Here is a 22,149-nt window from a genome sequence, read left to right as displayed (position 1 = left end):
GGCTCAGTCGGCTTTCTTCAGGTCGATCACCAGCACCGTCGCGGCCAGCCAGGCGGCGATGCTGAGCAGGAAGAACACCACGTCGCGCAGGTCGAGCACGCCGCGGCTGATGGCCTGGAAATGGGTGAGGAAACTCAGGCCGGCGAAACCGTCCACCCAGGACTGCGGCGCCCAGCCGCGCACCAGGTCCAGCGCCATCGGGAAACCGGCGAGCAGGAACAGCAGGCACACCACCACCGTCAGGATGAAGGCCACCACCTGGCTGCGCGTGGCCGCCGACAGCGCGCTGCCCACGGCCAGGAAGGCGCCGGCCATCAGCCAGCTGCCGAGGTAGGCGGCGAGGATCGCGCCGTGGTCCGGGTCGCCCAGCCAGGCCACCGTCAGCCACATCGGGAAGGTCAGCGCGAGCGCCAGGCCCAGGAAGGCCCAGGCGGCGAGGAACTTGCCCAGCACCGCCTGCCACAGGCCCAGCGGCAGGGTCAGCAGCAGCTCGAGCGTGCCGGACTTGCGCTCCTCGGCCCACAGGCGCATCGCCACCGCCGGCGCCAGCAGCAGGTAGAGCCAGGGGTGGAAGCGGAAGAAGGGCTGCAGGTCGGCCTGCCCGGCTTCGTAGAAGCCGCCCAGGTAGAAGGTGAAGGCCGTGGACAGCATCAGGAAGATCACCAGGAACACCAGCGCCAGCGGCGTGGCGAAGTAGCTGGCGAACTCGCGCTTGAACACCGAACGCAGCGCGCTCATGGCTTCGCCTCCGCGGTGGTGATGCGGCGGAAGACTTCGTCCAGCCGCCCGCGCTCGGGCTGCAGGCCGCGATGGGCGACGCCGCGATGGCGCAGGCGCTCGGCCACCGCGTCCAGCGGCACCGGCTTGCTGCCCTGCGGGAATACGTACAGGCGGCCATCGTCGCCGTCCTGGTGGAAGCCGCTGACGCCGGGCATGCCGTCGAGCGCCGCGCGCGCCGCGATGCTGTCGGTGGCCAGCAGCGACACCGCGCCCTGGTAGCGCGAGCGCGCCAGCAGTTCGGCCGGCGTGGCGTCGGCCATCACCTTGCCGCGGGCGACGATCATCGCGCGGCTGCACACGGCTTCCACTTCCTCGAGGATGTGGGTGGACAGCAGCACGGTGCGCTCGCGCGCCAGCTCGCGGATCAGGCCGCGCACCTCGTGCTTCTGGTTCGGGTCCAGGCCGTCGGTGGGCTCGTCCAGCACCAGGGCCGGCGGGTCGTGCAGGATCGCCGCCGCCAGGCCGACGCGGCGTTTGAAGCCCTTGGACAGCGTGTCGATCGGCTGGTGCAGCACGCCGCGCAGCGACAGCCGCTCGAGCACGGCGTCGAGGCGCTCCTTTCGGCGCGCGCCGACGAGCCCGCGCACATCGGCGACGAAGCCCAGGAAGGCCGCCGGACTCATCTCGCCGTAACCGGGCGCGCCCTCGGGCAGGTAGCCCAGCGCGCGGCGCGCGGCCATGGCGTCGGACTGAACGTCGTGACCGCAGACCTTGGCGGTGCCGGCGGTCGGCGCCAGGAAGCCCGCGATCATCTTCATCGTGGTGGATTTGCCGGCGCCGTTGGGGCCGAGGAAGCCGAGCACCTCGCCGGGCTCGACCTTGAAGCTGATGCCGTCCACGGCCAGCAGGCGGCCGTAGCGCTTGTGCAGGGCGTGTGCCTCGATCATCGCGGGGAAGTCTCGCTGATTCGTGCTCGATGGAAAGGCGGCGCGGCGGGAACCGGTTGCCGGTGCGTGGACCGCAAAGGATGGCGCAAGTTCCACACGCGGGGCGGACCCCAAAAGCACAGGGCGGGCACTTGGCCCGCCCTGCTGTATTGCCTGATCAGGCGGCCGGTGCCTCGGCCGCGGGCTCGCCTTCGGCGGCCGGCTCGGTGGCCGGCGCCGTGCCTTCGGGGGCCGGCGGCGGCGCGATCTGCACCGGTGCGACGGTCTCGACGCCCGGGACCTTGACCGGCCAGTAGACGTTGAACTCGGCCTCTTCGGACAGCATGTCCTTGATCGGGTCGAGGTAGTCCTCGTACGGGCGGTCGGTGGTCTCGCTGCCGCGGACCATGGCCCAGGCGCGGGTCAGGTCGCGGATGCGCGGCAGGCCCGGCGACGGACCGACGTAGCTGGTCTTGGCGGCGCGGATGGCCGGCAGCTGCACGTACAGCACCGGGTTGCCGGCGCCCTCGAGCTTGACGTCGAAGGTTTCCAGCGGCGCGTTCGGGTCCACCGGCGCGGCGACCGGGGCGACTTCGGCGGCGGTTTCGCCGGCATCGCCTTCCGCGGCCTCGTCGGCCTCGCCCTCGGCGGGCGCGGGACCGGTGCCCTTGCGGCGGATCGGCATCACCACGTCGAAGCCGTAGGTGTCGGTGCTGAACTCGTTGGTGACGATGCGCATCGGGCCGGACGGCTCGAGGTTGTTCTTCTCCATGACCTGCTCGATCCACTTGAGCTGGTTGGTCATGGCCAGGGCGATATCGTCGTTGGCGCGCTTGGCGGCCGTCGTGACCACCAGGGCATTGGTCGCCGGCAGGTCGACGAACTGGAAGCCCGGCTCATGGCTGCTGTAGTCGAAGCGCGGGATCGTCGCCAGCAGGTTGCTGAGCTTGTTCAGGCCGCGCTTCATGTCGTCGCCGACGTCGTCGGTGACGTACAGGCCGGCGTAACGGCCGATCAGGTCCCAGCCGTAGTCGACGGTGTAGCGCTGGGTGATCTCGATGTTCTGGTTGCGCTGGCCGGTCCGCTCGAACGTGAAGGTCATGCGCTTGTTGGTGCCGCGGCCCGGGGTGTTCAGGGCATAGACGATCTTCTCGCCCGGCTCGTTCTCCACCAGCTCCCAGGAGCCCGAACCGACGACCGGGTCGTTCGAGCTGAAGTCGAGCTTGGCGCCCACGCCCTGCTCCGGACCGGACGTGGTCAGCTGCATGCGCGGGTCGTGGTTGATCAGCGCATTCCAGTCACGGAAGCGGGTGAAGCTGCCCACCAGGTCGGTGACGGTCGACATCGGCCGGTTGGTCTCGACGGAGTGCGAAACCGAACGCTTGGCCGGCAGGAACACGCCAATCATCACGAACAGCACGATGACGATCAGCAGGGAAACAATCCACTCGATAACTCGGGTCATTCGGAAGCTCTCCAGGAACGGCCCCCGGCGGGTTCACGATGCCCGGCCGCAGGAACGGAGGAGGATATCAGGTCAGGACGGCCCCCGGCAGGGGGCCGCCGTCACGGTCCTGAATACCCGTCGCGACGGGCTTTCCGGCCGTCGGTCAGACCAGTTTCAGCTCGAAGGCCTTGAGCACGGCCCGGGTGCGGTCGCGCACGCCCAGCTTGGACAGGATGTTCGACACGTGGTTCTTCACCGTGCCTTCGGCCACGCCCAGCGAATTGGCGATCTCCTTGTTGGAGAAGCCGCCGGCCATCAGGCGCAGGATCTCGGTTTCGCGGTCGGTCAGCGGGTCGGGCTGGTCCAGGCTGACGAATTCGTTCTGCAGGCCTTCCAGGCCCGAGAGCAGGCGCTGGGTGACGGCCGGCTGCACCAGCGAGCCGCCGTCCGCCACCGTCTGGATGGCCGAGACCAGCTGGTCCAGCGAGACGTCCTTGAGCAGGTAGCCGCGGGCGCCGGCGCGGATGCCGGCCAGCACCAGCTGGTCGTCGTCGAAGGTGGTGAGGATGATCGTGGGCGGCAGCTGGCCCTTGGCGGTGAGCGCCTGCAGCGCCTCAAGGCCGGACATCACCGGCATGCGCATGTCCATCAGCACCACGTCGGGCTTGATCTGCGGGATCAGCTCCACCGCCTGGCGGCCATCGCCGGCCTCTGCGATCACCTCGATGCCGTCGGCCAGTTCGAGCAGGGATTTGACGCCCTGGCGCACCAGGGTCTGATCGTCGACCAGGCAGACACGGATCATACGGAGTTCTCCAGGGGAAGTCGGATGTCCAGCGCGAAGCCCTGCCCGCGCCCGGTGATGATATCGACCCGGCCGCCGTAGGCGCCCAGGCGTTCGCGGATGCCGCGCAGGCCGTTGCCCGGGGCCGGGTCGTCGGCGCCGCGGCCGTCGTCGCGGGCCTGGATGCGGGCCTCGCTTCCGTCGCGGGCGATCGACAGCCAGAGTGTCGAGGCGCCGGCATGGCGCACGGCGTTGGTGATGATTTCCTGGGTGCAGCGCAGCAGCACGTGGGCGCGGTCCGGGTCGTCGATGTTCAGCGGCTCGGGCAGGTCCAGGCGGATGTCCAGCGCCGGCACGCCCTCGACCAGGGTGCGGATGGCACCGCTGAGGTCGATCGCGCCGTCCTCGCGCATCTCGCTCACCGCCTCGCGCACGTCGGTCAGCAGCAGCTTGGCCAGGGTGTGGCTCTGGCGCACATGTTCCTGGGCGCGGCCTTCGGTCAGGTGCCCCGCGACTTCCAGGTTCAGGCTCAGGGCGGTCAGGTGGTGGCCCAGCAGGTCGTGCAATTCCCGGGAAATGCGCACGCGTTCGCTCATCCGGGAACTTTCGGCCAGCAGGGCCCGGGTGGCGCGCAGCTCGGCGTTGAGGCGGCGCTGCTCCTCGCGGGCCTCGGCCTGCTGGCGCGCGACCAGGCCGATCACCATCGCGAAGCTCGAATAGCCCACGTAGGTCATCGCCTGCAGCACGGCGAAGCCCGGGGTGAAGCCTTCCATCTTGCTGAACACCGGCACCAGGGCCGCGTGCTGCAGCACCAGCCAGAGCACGCCGACCTTCAGCGGCACCAGCCAGGGGATGACGCCGGCGATGATCATCATCAGCACGGCGCCGACGCCGCTGCCGGTCTGGTAGCTCACCACGATGGCCGCGACGGTGAGCGCCGCCAGCAGCACGATGTCGCCCAGCCGGCGCTTGCGCAGGCCCAGGGCGCGGGTCATCTGCCAGTAGATCAGCCCGAAGGCGCCGTAGGCCAGGATCAGCAGCAGCAGGCCCGGGTTGAGGATGTTCGGCCCGCCGTCGGCGGCCTCGATGGCCGGGAAATACCAGGTCAGCGCCACCACCGGGATGCCGACCACGGCCCAGGTGAACAGGCCGGAGTAGCGCAGCAGCTGGGTGTGGGAGAGTCGGTTCAGCATCCGCGCATCATAGGCCGGACCGGGCCCGGGCAAGGCGCCCGAAAGTAATGGCTGCCGCCCCAGGGCCCGGCACCCGTGCGATAATCCCGGCCCGATCGCCCGCCGGCGTCTCCCGCCCCAGCGGCCCCCATGCCATCGGAGTCCGAAAGACAATGCCGATCACCATCCGCGACGTGCGCGAGCACGAGCTGGATTCCGTTCTAGCCCTGAACAACGCGGCCGGGCCGTCCATCCTCCCGATGGATGCGGCCAAGGTCCGGTTCTTCTGGGAACACGCCGAATACTTCCGGGTCGCCGAACAGGACGGCCTGATCACCGGCTTCCTGGTCGCCCTGAGCCAGGACGCCCCGCACGACAGCCCGAATTTCCTGTGGTTCCGCGAGCGCTACGAGCGTTTCCTGTACGTGGACCGCATCGTCATCGCCCGGCCGCGCCGCGGCGGCGGCCGCGGCCGGGCGTTCTACGCCGACGTGCAGAGCTTCGCCGAGCCGCGCTGGCCGCAGCTGTGCTGCGAGGTCTTCCTGCAGTCCGGCAACGACCCGGCCCTGCTCTTCCACGGCAGCTTCGGCTTCCGCGAGGTCGGGCAGCAGGTCATGGCCGGCACCGAGATCCGCGTGGCGATGCTGATGAAAGAGATGTGCAGCCACGCCTACGTCGCCCAGGCCTACGGCGACAAGCTGCCCGACCAGCCCTGGCTGCGCGCCCGCGCCCTGCCCGGCCGCGCGCCCAGCCGCGCCACGGGAACCTGAGGCCATGGCGGCAACGACGATCGACTACGAACAGGCCGGCGAACTCAAGTTCGGCCAGGTCGGCATCGCCAACCTGCGCGTGCGCACCCTAGACGCCGCCCGGCTGGCGGCGGAGATGGCCGAACGCGTGCAGCGCGCGCCCAAGCTGTTCGCCCGCGCGGCGGTGGTGCTGGATTTCGGCGGCCTGAGCCGCTGCCCGGACGCCGCCGAGGTGCGCGCCCTGCTGGACGCGCTGCGTGGCGCCGGCGTGCTGCCGGTGGCCCTGGCCTACGGCACCAGCGCCATCGAGGAGCTCTCGAAGGACGTCGGCCTGCCGCTGCTGGCCAAGTTCCGCGCCTCCTACGAGCGCGAGGGCGAGGCCGACCCGGCCCCGGCCCCGCGCAAGGCCGTGGCCGAAGCGGCGCCCGTTCCGGCGCCCGCCGCCGCGCCCGCCGCGCGCACCGAACCCGGCCTGATGCACGTGCACCCGGTGCGCTCGGGCCAGCAGGTCTACGCCCAGGACCGCGACCTCACCGTTTGCGCGACGGTCGGCGCCGGCGCCGAGGTGATCGCCGATGGCTCGATCCACATCTACGGCGCGCTGCGCGGCCGCGCCCTCGCCGGCGCCGGCGGCCTGGCCACCGCGCGGATCTTCTGCCGCGAGTTCCACGCCGAGCTGGTCGCCGTCGCGGGCCACTACAAGGTGCTCGAGGAAATCCCGAAGGAGCTGCTCGGCAAGGCCGTGCAGATCTGGCTGGAGCATGACAAGCTGCGGATCGAACAACTCGATTGACCCCCCACAGACGCCGGCAAGGCGCGAATCAAGTTACGGAGAAGAACATTGGCTGAAATCATCGTGGTGACCTCGGGCAAGGGCGGCGTCGGCAAGACCACCACCAGCGCGTCATTGGCCTGCGGCCTGGCCAAGGCCGGCAAGAAGACCGCCGTCATCGACTTCGACGTCGGCCTGCGCAACCTCGACCTGATCATGGGCTGCGAGCGCCGCGTGGTGTACGACTTCGTCAACGTGGTCAACGACGAGGCCAACCTCAAGCAGGCCCTGATCAAGGACAAGCGCTTCGAGAACCTGTTCGTGCTGGCCGCGTCGCAGACCCGCGACAAGGATTCGCTGACCAAGGAAGGCGTCGAGAAGGTGCTCAAGGCGCTGGCCGAAGACGGCTTCGACTTCATCGTCTGCGACTCCCCGGCCGGCATCGAGAAGGGTGCGTTCCTGGCGATGTACTTCGCCGACCGCGCCGTCGTGGTGGTGAACCCGGAAGTCAGTTCGGTGCGCGACTCCGACCGCATCCTCGGCCTGCTCGCCTCCAAGACGCGCAAGGCCGAGAACGGCGAACGCGTCAAGGAGCACCTGCTGCTGACGCGCTACAACCCCAAGCGGGTGGAAGCGCAGGAAATGCTCTCGATCAAGGACGTGCAGGAGATCCTCGGCCTGGACGTGGTCGGCGTCATTCCGGAGTCGCCGGAGGTGCTGCAGAGCTCCAATGCCGGCGTGCCGGTGATCCTGGACGAGACCTCGCCGGCCGGCCAGGCCTACACCGATGCAGTCGCGCGCATCCTGGGCGAAGAGCGCCCGATGCGGTTCACCACGGTCGAGAAGAAGGGTTTCTTCTCCAAGATGTTCGGGGGCTGAGCCATGGGCATCTTCGATTTCCTCACCCAGCGCCAGAAGAACACCGCCAGCGTCGCCAAGAGCCGGCTGCAGATCCTCATCCAGCAGGAGCGTTCGCTGCGCGGCGCGCCCGACTACCTGCCGCTGCTGCAGCGGGAGCTGCTGGAAGTGATCCGCAAGTACATCAACGTCGACGCCGACGCGGTGAAGGTGGACCTGCACAAGGACGGCGACAGCGAGCTGCTCGACATCTCGGTCGCGCTGCCCGAGAAGGCCGCCTCCGCGAACGGTTGATCGCGATGCACCACGACCACCCGACGGCACCGGCGCCTGCCGGTGCCGTTTCCGTTTCCGGGGCCGCCGGCGGCGAAGCCTCGGTCGCCACACTGGCCGACATCGGTTTCGCGGCGCCGGCGGCGCTGCTGGCGCGCCACGGGTTGACGCTGGTGCCGGTCGGCGACGGCGAGGCCATTCCGGGCAGTTTCTGGGGCGAACGCGAGGCCGGCCTGATCGGCACCACGGTGTACGCGCGCGCCGACACGCCGGTGCATTCGCTGCTGCACGAGGCCTGCCATCTGATCGTGATGCCGCCCGAACGTCGTGCATCGGTGCACACCGACGCCACCGATTCGGTGCCCGAGGAAGACGCCACCTGCTATCTGCAGATCCTGCTCGCCGACCAGCTGCCCGGCATCGGCCGCGAGCGCCTGATGGCCGACATGGACGCCTGGGGCTACACCTTCCGCCTCGGCTCCACCCGCGCCTGGTTCGAATCCGACGCCGACGACGCCCGCGCCTTCCTCGCCGCCCGCGCCCTCCTTCCTTACTGATGCGCTTGCTGCGCAAGTAGGTCTAGGGCTCGTATTCGGTTGATCCGGCGTGCGCCGTCCCGCACACCTAGGGTCCCCTGCCCGCTCAATCACAGCGGCGTCCTGCCCAGTGATTCGCGGGTCGCTCACGGGCATCCTGCCCTCCGCGACACTTGGACTCCTGTCCAGCGCCGCTACGGCATCCTGCCTTCGCTTCAGGGGTACCTATGTGTGCAGGCCGTCGCCACGTCTCACCTTCGCAAGCCGAAGGGATAGGCGCGTGCCCCCAAAAGGCACGGAAGCTCGCAGCGTGCACTGAAGGGGCTTCTAGGTAAGAGCCGAGCGAGCCGCCGCTCGACGGTAAAGACGCCAGAAGCTTTGCCAATGCGAGCTTCTCAGATTCGATAGACCGGCCCGGTGGGTCCGCAGGCCGTCGTGCGTGAGGGCTCTTCCCGGGGCTTCGAAAACATGGACGTTTTCGAAGAGCCTCCAGGGATGGATTCACGGCGTCCCCGGGAAGAGACCTCACGTACGGCGGACTATCGCCACGAACGAACCCGGCACCAGAGCCCTCACGTACGGCGGACTACCGCCACGAACGAGCCCGGCGCCAAGAACGAGCCCGGCAAGAGAAGCGACCCGGCGCAAAACCGCCCCGGGCCGCCACTTGCGCCGGGAAAGCGGGGGGTCTAGCCTGCCCGCACCCTGCGTTTGGCAGCGGATCCCGACCCGAAACCGGAGCCTTTCCCGTGAAATCCCAACGCGCCCTGCTGGCGCTCGCCATCTCCGCCAGTCTGCTGGCCCTGTCCGCCTGCAAGCCCGCCGACCAGACCGATTCCGCCGCCGATGCCCCGAAGGAATCGGCCGACGAGTTCGTCGCCCGCGTCAACAAGACCGCCAAGGAAGTGACGCCGGAGATCACCTCCGCCGCCTGGCTGGGCGCGACCTACATCAACGCCGACAGCCAGCGCGTCGAAGCCGCCGCCAACGAGCGCTACCTCGCCCTCAACAACGCCTTCATCGAACAGGCCAAGACCTACCCGACCGAAGGCCTGAACGCCGACACCGCGCGCGCCCTGCACCTGATGAAGGTCGGCGCCTCCCTGCCCGCCCCGCGCGACCCGGCCAAGCTCAAGGAACTGACCGAGATCACCAGCCGCCTGGGCGCGACCTACGGCGCCGGCAAGTGGTGCGTGGACGGCCAGGAGTGCCGCGACATCGGCCAGGTGTCCGAGATCCTCGCCGACACCCAGGGCAAGAGCTACGACGAGATGAAGGCCGCCTGGGAAGGCTGGCACACCATCTCGGTGCCGATGCGCAAGGACTACCAGCGCTTCGTCGAACTGACCAACGAGGGCGCCAAGGAAATGGGCTTCGCCAACACCGGCGAGGTCTGGCGCGCGGGTTACGACATGCCGGCCGCCGACTTCCAGGCCGAGGCCGACCGCCTCTGGGGCCAGGTGCAGCCGCTGTACGAACAGCTGCAGTGCTACACCCGCGAGAAGCTGGTCGAGAAGTACGGCGAGCAGGGTTCGGTCAACGGCATGATCCCGGCCCACCTCACCGGCAACCTCTGGCAGCAGGACTGGGGCAACCTCTGGCCGCTGCTGCAGCCCTACGACAACGTCGGCAGCCTCGACGTCACCGGCGCGCTGAAGAAGCAGCGCGAGGCGATCCTGGCCGAGCTGGTGTCCAAGGCCGGCGGCATGGGCAAGCTCACCGCCTCCGAGCAGGTCGAGATCGAGCGCCAGGCCGACCTGGAGATGGCCACGCGCATGACCAAGCTGGCCGAGAGCTTCTACACCGGCCTGGGCATGCCGGCACTGCCGGAGAGTTTCTACACGGACTCGATGCTGGTGCAGCCGCGCGACCGCGACGTGGTCTGCCACGCCAGCGCCTGGCCCATGAACACCGAGGGCGAAGTGCGCATGAAGATGTGCATCAAGCCCAACGAGGAAGAGCTGACCACGATCTACCACGAGCTCGGCCACATCTATTACTACCTGGCCTACAAGCAGCACCCGCCGATGTTCCAGAACGGCGCGCACGACGGCTTCCACGAGGCCATCGGCGACACCATCGTGCTGTCGATGACCCCGGAGTACCTGGCCTCGATCGGCCTGGTCGACAAGCCGGCGGTCAGCGAGGAAGCGGTGATCAACTCGCAGATGCGCATGGCGCTGGCGAAGGTGTCCTTCCTGCCCTTCGGCCTGATGATCGACCGCTGGCGCTGGGGCGTGTTCGACGGCTCGATCGCGCCGGACAAGTACAACCAGGCCTGGTGGGACCTCAAGGCCAAGTACCAGGGCGTAGCGCCGGCCGACGCGCGCGGCGAGGAGTTCTTCGACGCCGGCGCCAAGTACCACGTGCCGGGCAATACGCCGTACACGCGCTATTTCCTGTCGCACATCCTGCAGTTCCAGTTCTACAAGTCGCTGTGCGACGCGGCCGGCCACGAGGGCCCGCTGTACACCTGCAACTTCGCCAACAACCCGGAAGCCGGCAAGCGCTACTGGGCGATGATGGAGCGCGGCGCTTCGCAGCCCTGGCAGCAGACGCTCAAGGAGCTGACCGGCGGCGAGCAGATGGACGGCTCGGCGGTGCTGGAATACTTCGCGCCGCTGCAGGCCTGGCTGGTCAAGCAGAACGAAGGCAAAACCTGCGGCTGGCAAGCGGCCAAGTCCTGATCCCCGCCTCGTGACCTGAGCCACCCGCGGCCGGCGAAGCGATTCGCCGGCCGCTTCGTTTGGATGCCAGAATCGCCGCCATGAATCCGACCGTCCGCCGCGCCGTCGAGTCCGACCTGCCCGCCCTGCTGCCGCTGTTCGCCGGCTACCTGCGCTTCTACGGAAAACCCGTGGACGAGGCGAAGGTAGCGGCTTTCCTCGGCGAGCGGCTGCGGCGGGAGGAATCGGTGGTCTTCCTGGCCTGGCGGGGCGAACAGGCGATCGGCTTCGTGCAGCTCTACCCGGCGTTCGCCAGCCTGTCCCAGGCGCGCAGCTGGATCCTCAACGACCTGTTCGTGGCACCCGAAGCGCGCGGCGGCGGCGTGGCGCGCGCGCTGATGCTGGCGGCCCGGCGGCTCGGCGAAGACACCGGCGCGACCGAGCTGTTCCTGCAGACCGCGCACGACAACCGGGCCGCCCAGCGGCTCTACGAAAGCCTGGGCTGGACCTTGGACGAGCAGTTCCGCGTCTACACGCTGGACCCGCGACGCTAGCCTTTCGCGGCGCCGCGGGGGGCCGCGGACGGCCCCTCTTCCGCCCCGGTCGCGGGCGCGCAATACTGCCGCGGTCCCGCTTCCGGTACCGCCCCATGAACCCGCGCCTGCCCGACCCGCTCGCTCCGCAGCAGCTCTCCCATGCCGTCGCCCTGGCCGCGGACTTCTACCTGGGCGAGGCCATGGTCCAGCGCGACCGCGACGCGGTGTTCGCCCGCAGCTGGCAGCTGGTCGGGCATGTGTCGGCGCTGGCCAATGCCGGTGACCACGTGGTGACCGAGATCGCGGGGCTGCCCATCGTCGTGATCCGCGACACCGAAGGCCGCCTGCGCGCCTACCACAATGTCTGCCGCCACCGCGCCGGCCCGCTCGCCACCTGCGACGGCAAGGCCGCCAAGGTGCTGCGCTGCAAGTACCACGGCTGGACCTACACGCTCGAGGGCGTGCTGCGCAGCGCACCGGAGATGCAGACCGCCGAGGACTTCGTGCCCTCGGAGATCCGGCTGCCGGAACTGCGCGTGGACGTCTGGCAGGGCCTGGTCTTCGTCGCCGGCGACGGTGCGGTGTCCTTCGCCGAGTTCAGCAAGGGCCTCGACGATCCGCTGCGCGCGCTGTCGCCGAAGGACTTCGTCTTCCACAAGCGTTTCCGCTACGAGGTCGCCTGCAACTGGAAGGTGTACTGCGACAACTACCTCGAGGGTTACCACGTACCGCACATCCATCCGGGCCTCAACAGCCTGCTGGACTACCGGCAGTACGTCACCGAGTGCGGCGACTGGTTCTCGTACCAGTACAGCCCGCTGGAAAGCGACCCGGCGCTGTACGGCGACGGCGACGCGCTCTACTACTTCATCTACCCGAACACGATGCTGAACCTGCTGCCGGGCCGGCTGCAGACCAACCGTGTGCTGCCGCTGGGCCCGGACCGCTGCGTCGTCGAGTTCGACTACTACTACCGGGCCGACGACAGCGCCGAGGCCGAGGCCCGCAAACAGGCCGACCACGACTTCGCGCACCAGGTGCAGGACGAGGACATCGAGATCTGCGAGCACGTGCAGCGCGGCCTGGGCTCGGGCTCGTATGTGCCGGGCCGTCTGAACCCGCTGCGCGAGAACGCGGTATTCCATTACCACGAGCTGCTGCGCGCCGCCTACCGGGCGACGCCTTGACGCCGGCCGCCGCGCGCGGCAATCCCTGGCTGCTCGCCGGCGCCGCGGCATCGGCGCTGGCCGCCGTCGCGCACCTGGCCTGCATCGCCATCGGCCCGGCCGCCTACTTGACGATGGGGGCCGGACCGCGCATGGCCGAACTGGCCGCGGCCGGCCATTGGTATCCGCCGACGATCACCGTGGTCATCGCCGGCATGCTGCTGGTCTGGTCGGCCTACGCGCTGTCGGTGGCCGGCGTGATCCGGGCGCTGCCGCTGCGGCGCACGATCCTGGTCGCGATCACCGCGGTCTACCTGCTGCGCGGCTTCGCGCGGCCGGTGCTGGAGCCGTATTTCCCCGACAACAGCGACAGGTTCTGGTTCTGGAGTTCGGCGATCTGCCTGGCCATCGGCGCGCTGCACGCGATCGGCCTGGCCACCCTGCCCGGCCGCGCGCCGCGCCCGGGCTGACCGCGCCGCCTTCAGAGCTCCTGCGTCGGCTCGTGGCGGGCGATGTTGCGGTCCGGATCGGGGATCGGGTCCGGATAGCGGTCGCTGTGCGAGACGTACCAGCGCCACAGCCCGTACGCGACGACGGTGAACGCCGAGGCCGCCAGCGCCAGGTGCAGGCCGTTGTTGCTGACCAGGGGCGAGAGCAGGCCGGCGATGGCCGCGTTCGACAGCAGGCCGACGAAGGCCTGCATCGACGACGCGCCGCCGCGGTGGCGCGGGTACATGTCCAGGATCGCCAGGGTCACGATCGGAAACACCAAGGCGATGCCGAAGGCACCCAGCGCGGTGGGCAGCACCGCCCAGGGCAGGCTCGGCGTTTCGGTGAGCGCGTTGTAGGCGATGTTGTAGGCCGCGGCGATGCCGCAGCACAGGAAACCCCACTCCACCAGCCGTCGCCCGGTGATGCGGCCGGCGGCGCGGCCGCTGACGAAGGCACCCAGCATCATGCCGCCGATGGTCGGTGCGAAGAACCAGACGAAGTCCTGCTCGCCCAGGCCCAGCAGGTCCATCACGAACGCCGGCGCCGAGGCGATGTACAGGAACAGCGCGCCGAAGTTGAAGGTGCCCGCCAGCGCCAGCAGCCGGAACTTCCGGTTCGAAAGCATGTGGACGTAGTCGGTGATCAGGGTCCTGGCGTGCAGCGGCACGCGGTTCTCGACCGGATGGCTCTCCGGCAGGCCCCAGGCGGTCAGGCCCAGCAGCAGCAAGCCGAAGGCCGCCAGGAACCAGAAGATGCCGTGCCACTCGGAGAAGCCCAGGATCCAGCCGCCGATCACCGGCGCGATCGCCGGGGCGATGCCGAAGATCATCGATATCTGGCTCATCAGCCGCTGCGCGTCGTCGCCCTGCAGGCAGTCGCGCACCACGGCGCGGCCGACGATCAGGCCCACGCCCGCCGACAGGCCCTGCAGCCCGCGGTAGACCAGCATCGTGGTCATGTCGTTGGCCAGGGCCGCGCCGACCGAGGCCAGGGTGAACACGACGATGCCCGCCAGCAGCACCTTCTTGCGACCGATCGCGTCCGAGATCGGTCCATGGAACAGCGACATCGCCGCGTAGCCGATCAGGTACACGCTGATCGTCTGCTGCATCGCCACCTTGCCCACGCCCAGGTCCCGCGCCATCACCAGGAAGGCCGGGAACACGGTGTCGATCGAGAACGGCCCGAACATGGCCAGGCCGCCCAGGATGAAGGCCAGCCGGGCGCGGGAGATTTGCAGGTGGGAGATCATGGCAGCCCGGCGCGGAAAACCGTGCCAGCATACAAGCCCGGCCGCCGCCGCGGTTGAACCCCGGTGCAACGCTACCCTCTGCCAGACATGACCGAACCCGCCGCCCCCACGCCCGAAGCCCCGCCGGTCCGCGAACGCCGCCTCGGCGAGGTGCTGCGCGAACTGCTGCCCTTCCTGCGCCCCTACCTTGGCCGCATCGTGCTGGCGATGGCCTGCCTGGTGCTGGCGAAGTTCGCCAACCTGGGCGTGCCGCTGGTGCTCAAGCGGCTGGTGGACGGGCTTGATGTCGAACCCTCGCTGCTGGTGCTGCCGGTCGGCCTGCTGCTGGCCTACGGCGCGGCGCGGCTGTCGGTGACGCTGTTCACCGAGCTGCGCACGATCGTGTTCGCGCGGGTGATGGCGCGCAGCTCGCGCACCGTGATGTTGCGCGTATTCCGCCATCTGCATGCGCTGAGCCTGCGTTTCCACCTCAACCGCCGCACCGGCGGCGTGGCGCGCGACGTCGAACGCGGCGGAACCGCCATCTCCGACCTGCTCGACTGGACCATCTACACCATCCTGCCGACCCTGCTCGAGATCGCGCTGGTCACGGCCGTGCTGGTCTGGGCCTACGACTGGGGTTTCGCGGTGATCACCCTGGGCACCATCGCCGTCTACGTGGCCTGGACCTTCCGCGTCACCGAATGGCGCACCACCTTCTACCGCGCCGCGGTCGAGGCCGACACCCGGGCCAGCGCCCGCGGCGTGGATTCGCTGCTCAACTACGAGACGGTGAAGTACTTCAACAACGAGGAGCACGAGGCCCGCCGCTACGACGAGCACCTGCAGGAGATGGAGAACGCCTCGGTGAAGAGCCTCAAGTCGCTGGCCGTGCTCAACCTGGGCCAGAGCGCGATCATCGCGTTGGGCATCACCGCACTGATGTGGCGGGCCGCCGCCGGCGTCGCCGCCGGCACCATGACCATCGGCGACCTGGTGCTGGTGAACGCCTACCTGCTGCAGCTGTCGGCGCCGCTGAACTTCCTGGGCATGGTCTACCGCGAGGTGAAACAGGCAATCACCAACATCGAACGGCTGTTCGGCCTGCTCGACGAAGCCCAGGAGGTGCGCGACCGCCCCGATGCCCGCGCCCTGGTCACGCACCAGCCGAGGGTGGAATTCGAGGACGTGCGCTTCGGCTACGACAGCCGCCGCGAGATCCTGCACGGCGTCAGCTTCTCGATCCCGCCCGGCGGCACGCTGGCCGTGGTCGGGCATTCGGGCAGCGGCAAGTCCACGCTCTCGCGCCTGCTCTACCGCTTCTACGAAATCCAGTCCGGCGCCATCCGCATCGACGGCCAGGACCTGCGCGAGCTGCAGCAGAACAGCGTGCGCGCGGCGATCGGCATCGTCCCGCAGGACACCGTGCTGTTCAACGACTCGATCCGCTACAACATCCGCTACGGCCGCCCCGACGCCAGCGACGCCGAGGTCGAGGCCGCCGCGCGTTCCGCCCACATCCACGACTTCATCCTCACCCTGCCCGACGGCTACGACAGCGAGGTCGGCGAGCGCGGGCTCAAGCTCAGCGGCGGCGAGAAGCAGCGCGTGGCCATCGCCCGCGCCCTGCTGAAGAACCCGGCCGTGCTGATCTTCGACGAGGCCACCTCGGCGCTGGATTCGGCCAGCGAACAGGCCATCCAGGACGAACTCGACCGCATCGCCGTCGGCCGCACCACCCTGGTCATCGCCCACCGCCTGTCCACGGTCATGGACGCCGACGAGATCCTGGTGCTCGACCAGGGCCGCGTGCTCGAGCGCGGCAGCCACGCCACCCTGCTGGCGAAGGACGGCCACTACGCCCGGATGTGGCGCCTGCAGCAGCAGGAAGCCCTGGCGCCCGCCGCGTCGCCGGCCGCCGCGGGCGACTGACGCGCCGCTGACCGCGGCGACTGGAGCGGCCTCGCGGGCTGAACCGGCGGCGTGTCAGTACGTGGTGTGCGCCCCCAGGCACAGCACCTTGCGGTATTCGCAGAGGTCCTTCACCAGCCCTGCTTCCGCCGCCAGAATGCCGGCCTTCTCCGACTCGCCCATCATCTGGATGAAATAGCTCTGCTCGCCGATGCCCTGGCGGTCGACGAATGGGTAGCGCAGCGTCTCCGGGTCGGTGAGGTCGGGCGCGGCGCCGATGTCTTCGTTGCGGGCGTGCGGCGCGTAGAACATCAGATGCGGCATCGCCATGGTATGCACCGCCATGTCGGGCGGCCCGGCCGTGCGCATGATCGGGCCGAGCATGTACGACAGCCCAGGCCGCGAGGGCACGGCATAGGTCTTGTCCTGCCAGCGCCGGGTGATGACCGCCTTCAGCGCCGCCGCGTCCAGGCCTTCGGCGCGAAGCGCCGCGGCGTCGCGGATCACTTTCAGATAGGTGCTGGCGCCGGCGGCGTCGTAACAGAGCGGGAAATAGATGTCGTCGCGGAAATCGCCCAGTTCCCAGACGGTGCGCTGGACCAGGCATTCCTGGCCATTGTTTCCCTTCTTCGCAAGCCGGTAGCCCGTGGCGGGATCGAGCAGGTAGACCGCGGCGCCGTCGCGCAGCCCGGGCGGCAACGCGCTCAGGGCGAACCGGGTTTCCAGTCCGGCGGGCATGGTTTCGAGGTCGGTGGCGGCACGGGCCGGGGCCGAAGTGCAGGCCAGGCTCCCCGCCAGCAGGGGCATCAGCAGAAAACGTTTCATGGTCGTTTCTCCCGGATCGCGCTCAGGCCGAAAGCCGGCGTGTGTACTCCGCTCGCAGCCGGGCGATGCCGTCCCAGAATGGCTCCGGTTCGGTACCCGACAGGCGCGCGGCCAGGACGTCCAGGTGCATATGCCAGCCGGCGCTGACGCTGAGCAGCATCGCGGGGTCGGGCAGGCGGTGGTGGGTGACGGTCAGCACCACGTGTTTGCCCTGTTCGCTCAGCTCGAAGCTGACGCCGCCGCTGCGGCCCCAGGTGAAGGCGAGCCGATGCGGCGGATCGACTTCGGTGATCTCGCTTTCCATCTCGTGGCGGCCGGTGAAGCCTTCCGGGCGCGGGCCCGGCGGCGTGGTCAACTCGTCGTTGCGCCAGACGAGTTCGAACTTGGCGCCGACCTCCAGTGTCATCTCGCCGGAGGCCAGCCACTGCCGGCGCAGCTCGCCTTGGGTCAGATAGGCCCACACACGATCGATGGGCCCGGGCAGCACGCGCTGGATCGTCAGGGTCGCGGGTTCGGTCAGGACGCCGTAGCCGTCCCGGGGGGTCGAAACATTCATCGCTCACTTCCTCTTGGGTTTGGTCGTCGGCTTGGGCTCGCCTTCCTGGCGGAGCAGCCGGTCGAGTACGTCGAGGTGCTGGGTCCAGAACACCTCGTAGAAACGCAGCCATTCATGCGCGCTCGCCAGCGGGCCGGGCTCGAGCCGGCACAGGTGGGTGCGGCCGCGCACCTCGCGGCGGATCAGCCCGGCGCTCTCGAGCGACTTGATGTGCTTGGAAGCGGCCGCCAGCGAAATGGCGAAGGGTTCGGCGAGCTGCCCCACCGTGCGCTCGCCCTGGGCGAGGTCGCGGAGCATCTGCCGGCGGGTGCCGTCGCCGAGGGCGCGGTAGATGGCGTCGAGCCGGGATGTGTTTAATTCAACCATGTGGTTGAACTTAGGCTCGGCCCCGGCGTTTGTCAACCATTTGGTTGAATGGATTCCCTTACCCGGTCCCGCGTCGGGGCCCTAGCCCGCGCCGAGCATCGGCCCGACCAGCAGGTACAGGCCCAGCACGATGAGGCCGACGAACACCAGGCGCAGCACGAAGCCGGTGATCTTGATCGCCAGCACCAGGCCCACGATCACCAGGAAAATTCCCAACAGGCTCATGGTCTTGCTCCTTTGTGTGGAAGGGGCATCACAACCGGTCGGGGCCGGTAGAATGTGGCCCATCGTTTGCTCCCGAGCCTGACCTGCGCATGACCGAACCTGCCCGCCCCGCCTTCCACGGCTTCGAACAGATCCCGCTGCGCGAATACGCCGAGCGCGCCTACCTGGACTATTCGATGTACGTGGTGCTCGACCGCGCCCTGCCCTTCCTGGGCGACGGCCTGAAGCCGGTGCAGCGCCGCATCATCTACGCGATGAGCGAACTGGGCCTGGGCGCGGCCGCGAAACCGAAGAAGTCCGCGCGCACCGTCGGCGACGTCATCGGCAAGTTCCACCCGCACGGCGACAGCGCCTGCTACGAGGCCCTGGTGCTGATGGCCCAGCCCTTCTCGTACCGCTATCCGCTGATCGAAGGCCAGGGCAACTTCGGCTCCACCGACGACCCGAAGTCGTTCGCGGCGATGCGCTACACCGAATCCAAACTCACGCCGATCGCCGAAGTGCTGCTGGGCGAACTCGGCCAGGGCACCGCCGACTGGGTGCCGAACTTCGACGGCACCCTGCAGGAGCCGAGCTGGCTGCCGGCGCGCCTGCCGCACCTGCTGCTCAACGGCACCACCGGCATCGCCGTCGGCATGGCCACCGACATCCCGCCGCACAACTTGAATGAAGTCGTCAGCGCCGCCGTGCGCCTGCTCGACGATCCCGACGCCACCGTGCGCGACCTGTGCGAGCACGTGCGCGGCCCCGACTACCCGACCGCGGCGGAGATCATCACGCCGGCCGCCGACCTGCGGAACATCTACGAAACCGGCGGCGGCAGCGTGCGCGCCCGCGCCACCTGGATGCGCGAGAACGCGAACATCGTCATCACCGCCCTGCCCTACCAGGTCTCGCCCTCGAAGATCATGGAGCAGGTGGCCCTGCAGATGCGCAGCAAGAAGCTGCCCTGGCTCGAGGACCTGCGCGACGAATCCGACCACGAGAACCCGGTGCGCCTGGTCCTGGTCCCGCGCAGCAACCGCGTCGACTACGACGGCCTGATGGGCCACCTGTTCGCGACGACGGACCTGGAGAAGAGCTTCCGCGTCAACTTCAACATCATCGGCCTCGACGGCCGGCCGCAGGTGAAGAACCTGCGCGACTTCCTGTCGGAATGGCTGGTGTTCCGCACCGACACCGTGGCGCGCCGCCTCAGGCACCGCCTGGAGAAGGTCGAGCGCCGCCTGCACCTGCTCGAAGGCCTGCTGGTCGCCTTCCTCAACCTCGACGAAGTCATCCGCATCATCCGCACCGAGGACGAACCCCGGCCCGTGCTGATGGCGCGTTTCGGCCTGGACGAGGAACAGGCCGACTACATCCTCGAGACCAAGCTCAAGCAGCTGGCCCGCCTGGAAGAGATGAAGATCCGCGGCGAGCAGGACGAACTGGCCAAGGAGCGCGAGAAGATCAAGTCCATCCTCGACTCCAAGGCCAAGCTCAAGAAGCAGGTCAAGGACGAACTGCTGGCCGACGCCAAGAAGTTCGGCGACGCCCGCCGCTCGCCCCTGGTGCAGCGCGAGGCCGCGCAGGCCATCAGCGAGACCGAGCTGGTGCCCAGCGAACCGGTGACCGTGGTGCTGTCGAAGAAGGGCTGGATCCGCAGCGCCAAGGGCCACGATGTCGAGGCCGCGGCGCTGAGCTACCGCGACGGCGACGGCCTGCTGCAGGCCGCGCGCGGGCGCAGCACGCAGCAGGTGGCCTTCGTCGATTCGACCGGGCGCAGCTATTCCACGCTGGCGCACACCCTGCCGAGCGCGCGCGGCAACGGCGAACCGCTGAGCGGCCGCTTCTCGCCGCCGGCGGGGGCGAGCTTCGTCGGCCTGGCGGTGGCGGACAATGACGCGCGCTACCTGCTCGCGTCCAGCTGGGGTTACGGATTCGTCACCCGCTTCGAGAATTTCACCGGACGCAACAAGGCCGGCAAGGCCCTGATCAACGCCGACGCCGCGGCCGACATCCTGCCGCCGGTGCCGGTGAACGACCCGAAGACCGACTTCATCGTGTCGATCACGAGCGCCGGCCACCTGCTGGCCTTCCCGATCGCCGAGCTGCCGGAACTGGACAAGGGCAAGGGCAACAAGCTGGTGCAGATCCCGCCGGCGAAGCTGAAGTCGGGCGAAGAGAAGGTCATCGCTGTCGCCAGCGTGCGTCAGGGCGGCGAACTGACCATCTATTCCGGCCGCCAGAAGCTGGTGCTGAGCTGGCGCGACCTGCAGGCCTACGAAGGCAGCCGTGCGGCGCGCGGCAATGTGCTGCCGCGCGGGTTCACCAAGGTGGACCGTGTCGAAAGCGCCTGACCAGGACCTGGAATCCGCGCCGGCCTATCGCGGCCCGTCGGCGTTCATTCCGCTGGCGTTCGCAGCGGCGCTGCTGGTCTGGGACTTCGCGCTGGGCCAGGCCGGATCCAGCACCAGCTCGGGCGTCCCGCTGCTGTTGGGAGTGGTGTTCGGGCTGAGTTCTCCGCTGCTGGTGCTGGGTTTTCTCGTGGCGGCCCTTGTCGTCGCGATCCGATGGATGCAGGGCGGGTACCGGCCCACCGCATCGCCGGCGGGACTGATCGCATGGCTCGGCGCACTGCTCCTGTACGTGGGCCTGATCGCCTGGCGGGTCGTCGAGTGATCGGACCCACCTCAGCGGCAACTCAGTGTGCTTCGCCCTGACGGCGGGCACGCCATTTGGTCGCGTACGGCAGGAAGAACAGGTACAGCCCGGTGAGCATCAGCAGGAACAGCGGCAGCAGCGGCGAATAGGTGATCCATGCCGGCGGCGTGCCCTGCGACATCGCCACGAAGTTGGCGATCACCGTCAGGGTGAAGAGCATGGACACCCACCGGTGGAACTGCCGGATTCCCTTGCTGACCTTCATCGCCGGCTCCTTCTGCGTCGGCCCTGCCGCGAAATGGCGCGCGCCGCTCACGGCCGCGCCTCGATCAACTTCCAGCCGTTGCCCGACGGGTCACGGAAGCTGGCGTCGGTGCTGCCGTAGCGCGTCGTCGGCGCCTGGGTGAACTCGACGCCGCGGGCGCGCATCGTTTCGTAGGCGGCCCGGCAGTCGTCGACCACCAGCACCAGGGGCGGCATCGCGCCCTTGGCCACCGCCTCGCGCAGGGCCTGCGCCGTGGCCGCATCCACCAGCGGCGCCTGCGGCGTGAACAGGCCCAGCTGGAAGGACGGCTGCTCCGGGTGCTGCACGGTCAGCCAGCGGTAGTCGCCGTTGCGGGCATCGGTGTGGACCTGGAAGCCCAGCTTGCCGACATAGAAGCCCAGGGCTTCGTCCTGATCGTGGACATACAGGCCCACCACTGCAATTCCCTGGCTCATGGCACCTCCGCTGTTGGATTGGAGTCCAGCCTATCGGCCGCCTCCTGCCGGCGCTTCTCCGAAACTGCGGAGATGAGTCCGGGCCGGCGCGCGGCGCTGACGAAGCAGGCCGGCACCCGGTCCAGCGCGTGCACGGCCGCCTGGTCGCTTTCCCGCCAGTCGCCCGGGCTCAGGCCGGTGATGTCGCGGAAGGTGCGGCCGAAGGTGCCCAGGCTGCTCCAGCCGGTCTGGAAGGCGATGTCGGTGATCGGCAGCGCCGTGTCGCGCAGCAGCGCGGTGGCCTTCTCGATCCGGCGCGTCAGCAGGTAGCGGTGCGGCGGCAGGCCGAAAGCGTCCTTGAACGAGCGCGCGAAGTGCGCCTCGGACACGCCGCTTACCTTCGCCAGGCGCCGCACCGGCCAGGCTTCGTGCGAGGCCGCGTCCATGCGGTCCTTCGCGCGCAGCAGGCGGCGCAGCAGCGCGGGATCGCGCGGCGGCGAGGGGCGCTCCGGAGGAACGGCGTCGGGTTCTGGCATGGCGCACTCCCGGCGGGACCCCGTCAGTCTAAGCGAGCCCCCGCCGGCCGCGAACCCGGG

Annotated in this window: 25 protein-coding genes; 12 read left to right on the top strand and 13 right to left on the bottom strand. The window is 69.1% G+C overall.

What is annotated here, in order from left to right; all coding sequences use genetic code 11:
* Positions 1-3: 3 nt before the first annotated feature.
* The 5 genes from E1B00_RS00735 to E1B00_RS00715 all read right to left on the bottom strand — a co-directional run bounded on the left by E1B00_RS00735 (position 4) and on the right by E1B00_RS00715 (position 5,070).
* Complete coding sequence (locus E1B00_RS00735; RefSeq protein WP_139444759.1) at positions 4-738, bottom strand: ABC transporter permease subunit; 735 nt, start codon at positions 736-738, stop codon at positions 4-6.
* Positions 735-1,667 carry an ABC transporter ATP-binding protein gene (locus E1B00_RS00730; protein WP_139444758.1) on the bottom strand — a complete coding sequence of 311 codons (933 nt, stop codon included), beginning with the start codon at positions 1,665-1,667 and terminating at the stop codon, positions 735-737. The genes E1B00_RS00735 and E1B00_RS00730 overlap by 4 nt, the downstream gene beginning before the upstream one ends.
* A 157-nt stretch (positions 1,668-1,824) precedes the next feature.
* Entirely contained in the window at positions 1,825-3,111 is a 1,287-nt protein-coding gene (locus E1B00_RS00725; RefSeq protein ID WP_139444757.1) for an SRPBCC family protein, read from the bottom strand.
* 145 nt (positions 3,112-3,256) lie between these two features.
* Positions 3,257-3,898 (bottom strand): response regulator, encoded by a 642-nt coding sequence (locus E1B00_RS00720; protein WP_139444756.1) that lies wholly within the window; start codon positions 3,896-3,898, stop codon positions 3,257-3,259.
* Complete coding sequence (locus E1B00_RS00715; protein ID WP_139444755.1) at positions 3,895-5,070, bottom strand: sensor histidine kinase; 1,176 nt, start codon at positions 5,068-5,070, stop codon at positions 3,895-3,897. Before E1B00_RS00715 ends, E1B00_RS00720 begins: the two co-directional genes overlap by 4 nt.
* A 152-nt stretch (positions 5,071-5,222) precedes the next feature.
* On the opposite strand from E1B00_RS00715, the gene E1B00_RS00710 reads away from it, so the two are divergent.
* The 9 genes from E1B00_RS00710 (at position 5,223) to E1B00_RS00670 (ending at position 13,075) form a co-directional block, all read left to right on the top strand.
* A complete protein-coding gene (locus tag E1B00_RS00710) occupies positions 5,223-5,819 on the top strand; it encodes a GNAT family N-acetyltransferase (RefSeq protein ID WP_139444754.1) in 597 nt (198 codons plus the stop codon).
* A gap of 4 nt (positions 5,820-5,823) precedes the next feature.
* On the top strand, positions 5,824-6,591 hold the full coding sequence (gene minC, locus E1B00_RS00705; RefSeq protein ID WP_139444753.1) for a septum site-determining protein MinC: 768 nt from the start codon (positions 5,824-5,826) through the stop codon (positions 6,589-6,591).
* A 48-nt stretch (positions 6,592-6,639) separates the two neighbouring features.
* Entirely contained in the window at positions 6,640-7,449 is an 810-nt protein-coding gene (gene minD / locus E1B00_RS00700; RefSeq protein ID WP_139444752.1) for a septum site-determining protein MinD, read from the top strand.
* A gap of 3 nt (positions 7,450-7,452) precedes the next feature.
* Positions 7,453-7,722, top strand: a complete 270-nt coding sequence (gene minE / locus E1B00_RS00695) for a cell division topological specificity factor MinE (protein WP_139444751.1) — start codon at positions 7,453-7,455, stop codon at positions 7,720-7,722.
* Between the two features lie 5 nt (positions 7,723-7,727).
* The gene (locus tag E1B00_RS00690; RefSeq protein ID WP_246048442.1) at positions 7,728-8,258 is read left to right on the top strand and encodes a hypothetical protein; all 531 of its coding nucleotides are present in this window, start codon (positions 7,728-7,730) and stop codon (positions 8,256-8,258) included.
* A gap of 728 nt (positions 8,259-8,986) precedes the next feature.
* Positions 8,987-10,924 (top strand): M2 family metallopeptidase, encoded by a 1,938-nt coding sequence (locus E1B00_RS00685; RefSeq protein WP_139444750.1) that lies wholly within the window; start codon positions 8,987-8,989, stop codon positions 10,922-10,924.
* 80 nt (positions 10,925-11,004) lie between these two features.
* The gene (locus E1B00_RS00680) at positions 11,005-11,457 is read left to right on the top strand and encodes a GNAT family N-acetyltransferase (protein ID WP_139444749.1); all 453 of its coding nucleotides are present in this window, start codon (positions 11,005-11,007) and stop codon (positions 11,455-11,457) included.
* 95 nt (positions 11,458-11,552) lie between these two features.
* The gene (locus E1B00_RS00675; protein WP_139444748.1) at positions 11,553-12,626 is read left to right on the top strand and encodes an aromatic ring-hydroxylating oxygenase subunit alpha; all 1,074 of its coding nucleotides are present in this window, start codon (positions 11,553-11,555) and stop codon (positions 12,624-12,626) included.
* Complete coding sequence (locus E1B00_RS00670) at positions 12,623-13,075, top strand: hypothetical protein (RefSeq protein WP_139444747.1); 453 nt, start codon at positions 12,623-12,625, stop codon at positions 13,073-13,075. Before E1B00_RS00675 ends, E1B00_RS00670 begins: the two co-directional genes overlap by 4 nt.
* Positions 13,076-13,086: 11 nt before the next feature.
* Here the strand turns inward: E1B00_RS00670 and E1B00_RS00665 are convergent, their stop codons facing one another.
* Positions 13,087-14,349, bottom strand: a complete 1,263-nt coding sequence (locus tag E1B00_RS00665; RefSeq protein ID WP_176693079.1) for a multidrug effflux MFS transporter — start codon at positions 14,347-14,349, stop codon at positions 13,087-13,089.
* A gap of 87 nt (positions 14,350-14,436) precedes the next feature.
* On the opposite strand from E1B00_RS00665, the gene E1B00_RS00660 reads away from it, so the two are divergent.
* The gene (locus E1B00_RS00660; RefSeq protein WP_139444746.1) at positions 14,437-16,260 is read left to right on the top strand and encodes an ABCB family ABC transporter ATP-binding protein/permease; all 1,824 of its coding nucleotides are present in this window, start codon (positions 14,437-14,439) and stop codon (positions 16,258-16,260) included.
* A gap of 54 nt (positions 16,261-16,314) precedes the next feature.
* Here E1B00_RS00660 and E1B00_RS00655 read toward each other — a convergent pair whose 3' ends face one another.
* The 4 genes from E1B00_RS00655 to E1B00_RS00640 all read right to left on the bottom strand — a co-directional run bounded on the left by E1B00_RS00655 (position 16,315) and on the right by E1B00_RS00640 (position 18,211).
* Complete coding sequence (locus E1B00_RS00655) at positions 16,315-17,064, bottom strand: hypothetical protein (RefSeq protein WP_139444745.1); 750 nt, start codon at positions 17,062-17,064, stop codon at positions 16,315-16,317.
* Positions 17,065-17,086: 22 nt separating this feature from the next.
* Entirely contained in the window at positions 17,087-17,620 is a 534-nt protein-coding gene (locus tag E1B00_RS00650; protein ID WP_139444744.1) for an SRPBCC family protein, read from the bottom strand.
* Positions 17,621-17,623: 3 nt separating this feature from the next.
* The gene (locus tag E1B00_RS00645; protein WP_139444743.1) at positions 17,624-17,986 is read right to left on the bottom strand and encodes an ArsR/SmtB family transcription factor; all 363 of its coding nucleotides are present in this window, start codon (positions 17,984-17,986) and stop codon (positions 17,624-17,626) included.
* Positions 17,987-18,067: 81 nt separating this feature from the next.
* On the bottom strand, positions 18,068-18,211 hold the full coding sequence (locus E1B00_RS00640) for a hypothetical protein (protein ID WP_220396220.1): 144 nt from the start codon (positions 18,209-18,211) through the stop codon (positions 18,068-18,070).
* Positions 18,212-18,300: 89 nt separating this feature from the next.
* On the opposite strand from E1B00_RS00640, the gene parC reads away from it, so the two are divergent.
* Together parC and E1B00_RS00630 are read left to right on the top strand one after the other, a co-directional pair.
* Complete coding sequence (gene parC / locus E1B00_RS00635) at positions 18,301-20,550, top strand: DNA topoisomerase IV subunit A (protein ID WP_139444741.1); 2,250 nt, start codon at positions 18,301-18,303, stop codon at positions 20,548-20,550.
* Entirely contained in the window at positions 20,534-20,872 is a 339-nt protein-coding gene (locus E1B00_RS00630) for a hypothetical protein (RefSeq protein WP_139444740.1), read from the top strand. Before parC ends, E1B00_RS00630 begins: the two co-directional genes overlap by 17 nt.
* 22 nt (positions 20,873-20,894) lie before the next feature.
* On the opposite strand, the gene E1B00_RS00625 is transcribed toward E1B00_RS00630, so the two are convergent.
* The 3 genes from E1B00_RS00625 to E1B00_RS00615 are packed head-to-tail and all read right to left on the bottom strand — an operon-like array spanning position 20,895 to position 22,089.
* Positions 20,895-21,119 (bottom strand): hypothetical protein, encoded by a 225-nt coding sequence (locus E1B00_RS00625; protein WP_139444739.1) that lies wholly within the window; start codon positions 21,117-21,119, stop codon positions 20,895-20,897.
* Between the two features lie 47 nt (positions 21,120-21,166).
* Complete coding sequence (locus tag E1B00_RS00620) at positions 21,167-21,574, bottom strand: VOC family protein (RefSeq protein WP_139444738.1); 408 nt, start codon at positions 21,572-21,574, stop codon at positions 21,167-21,169.
* On the bottom strand, positions 21,571-22,089 hold the full coding sequence (locus tag E1B00_RS00615; protein WP_139444737.1) for a helix-turn-helix transcriptional regulator: 519 nt from the start codon (positions 22,087-22,089) through the stop codon (positions 21,571-21,573). Before E1B00_RS00615 ends, E1B00_RS00620 begins: the two co-directional genes overlap by 4 nt.
* Between the last annotated feature and the right edge of the window lie 60 nt (positions 22,090-22,149).

Source organism: Arenimonas terrae (assembly GCF_006265115.1).
Classification (GTDB): domain Bacteria; phylum Pseudomonadota; class Gammaproteobacteria; order Xanthomonadales; family Xanthomonadaceae; genus Arenimonas; species Arenimonas terrae.
This window is presented reverse-complemented; position numbering and strand designations above follow the sequence as displayed.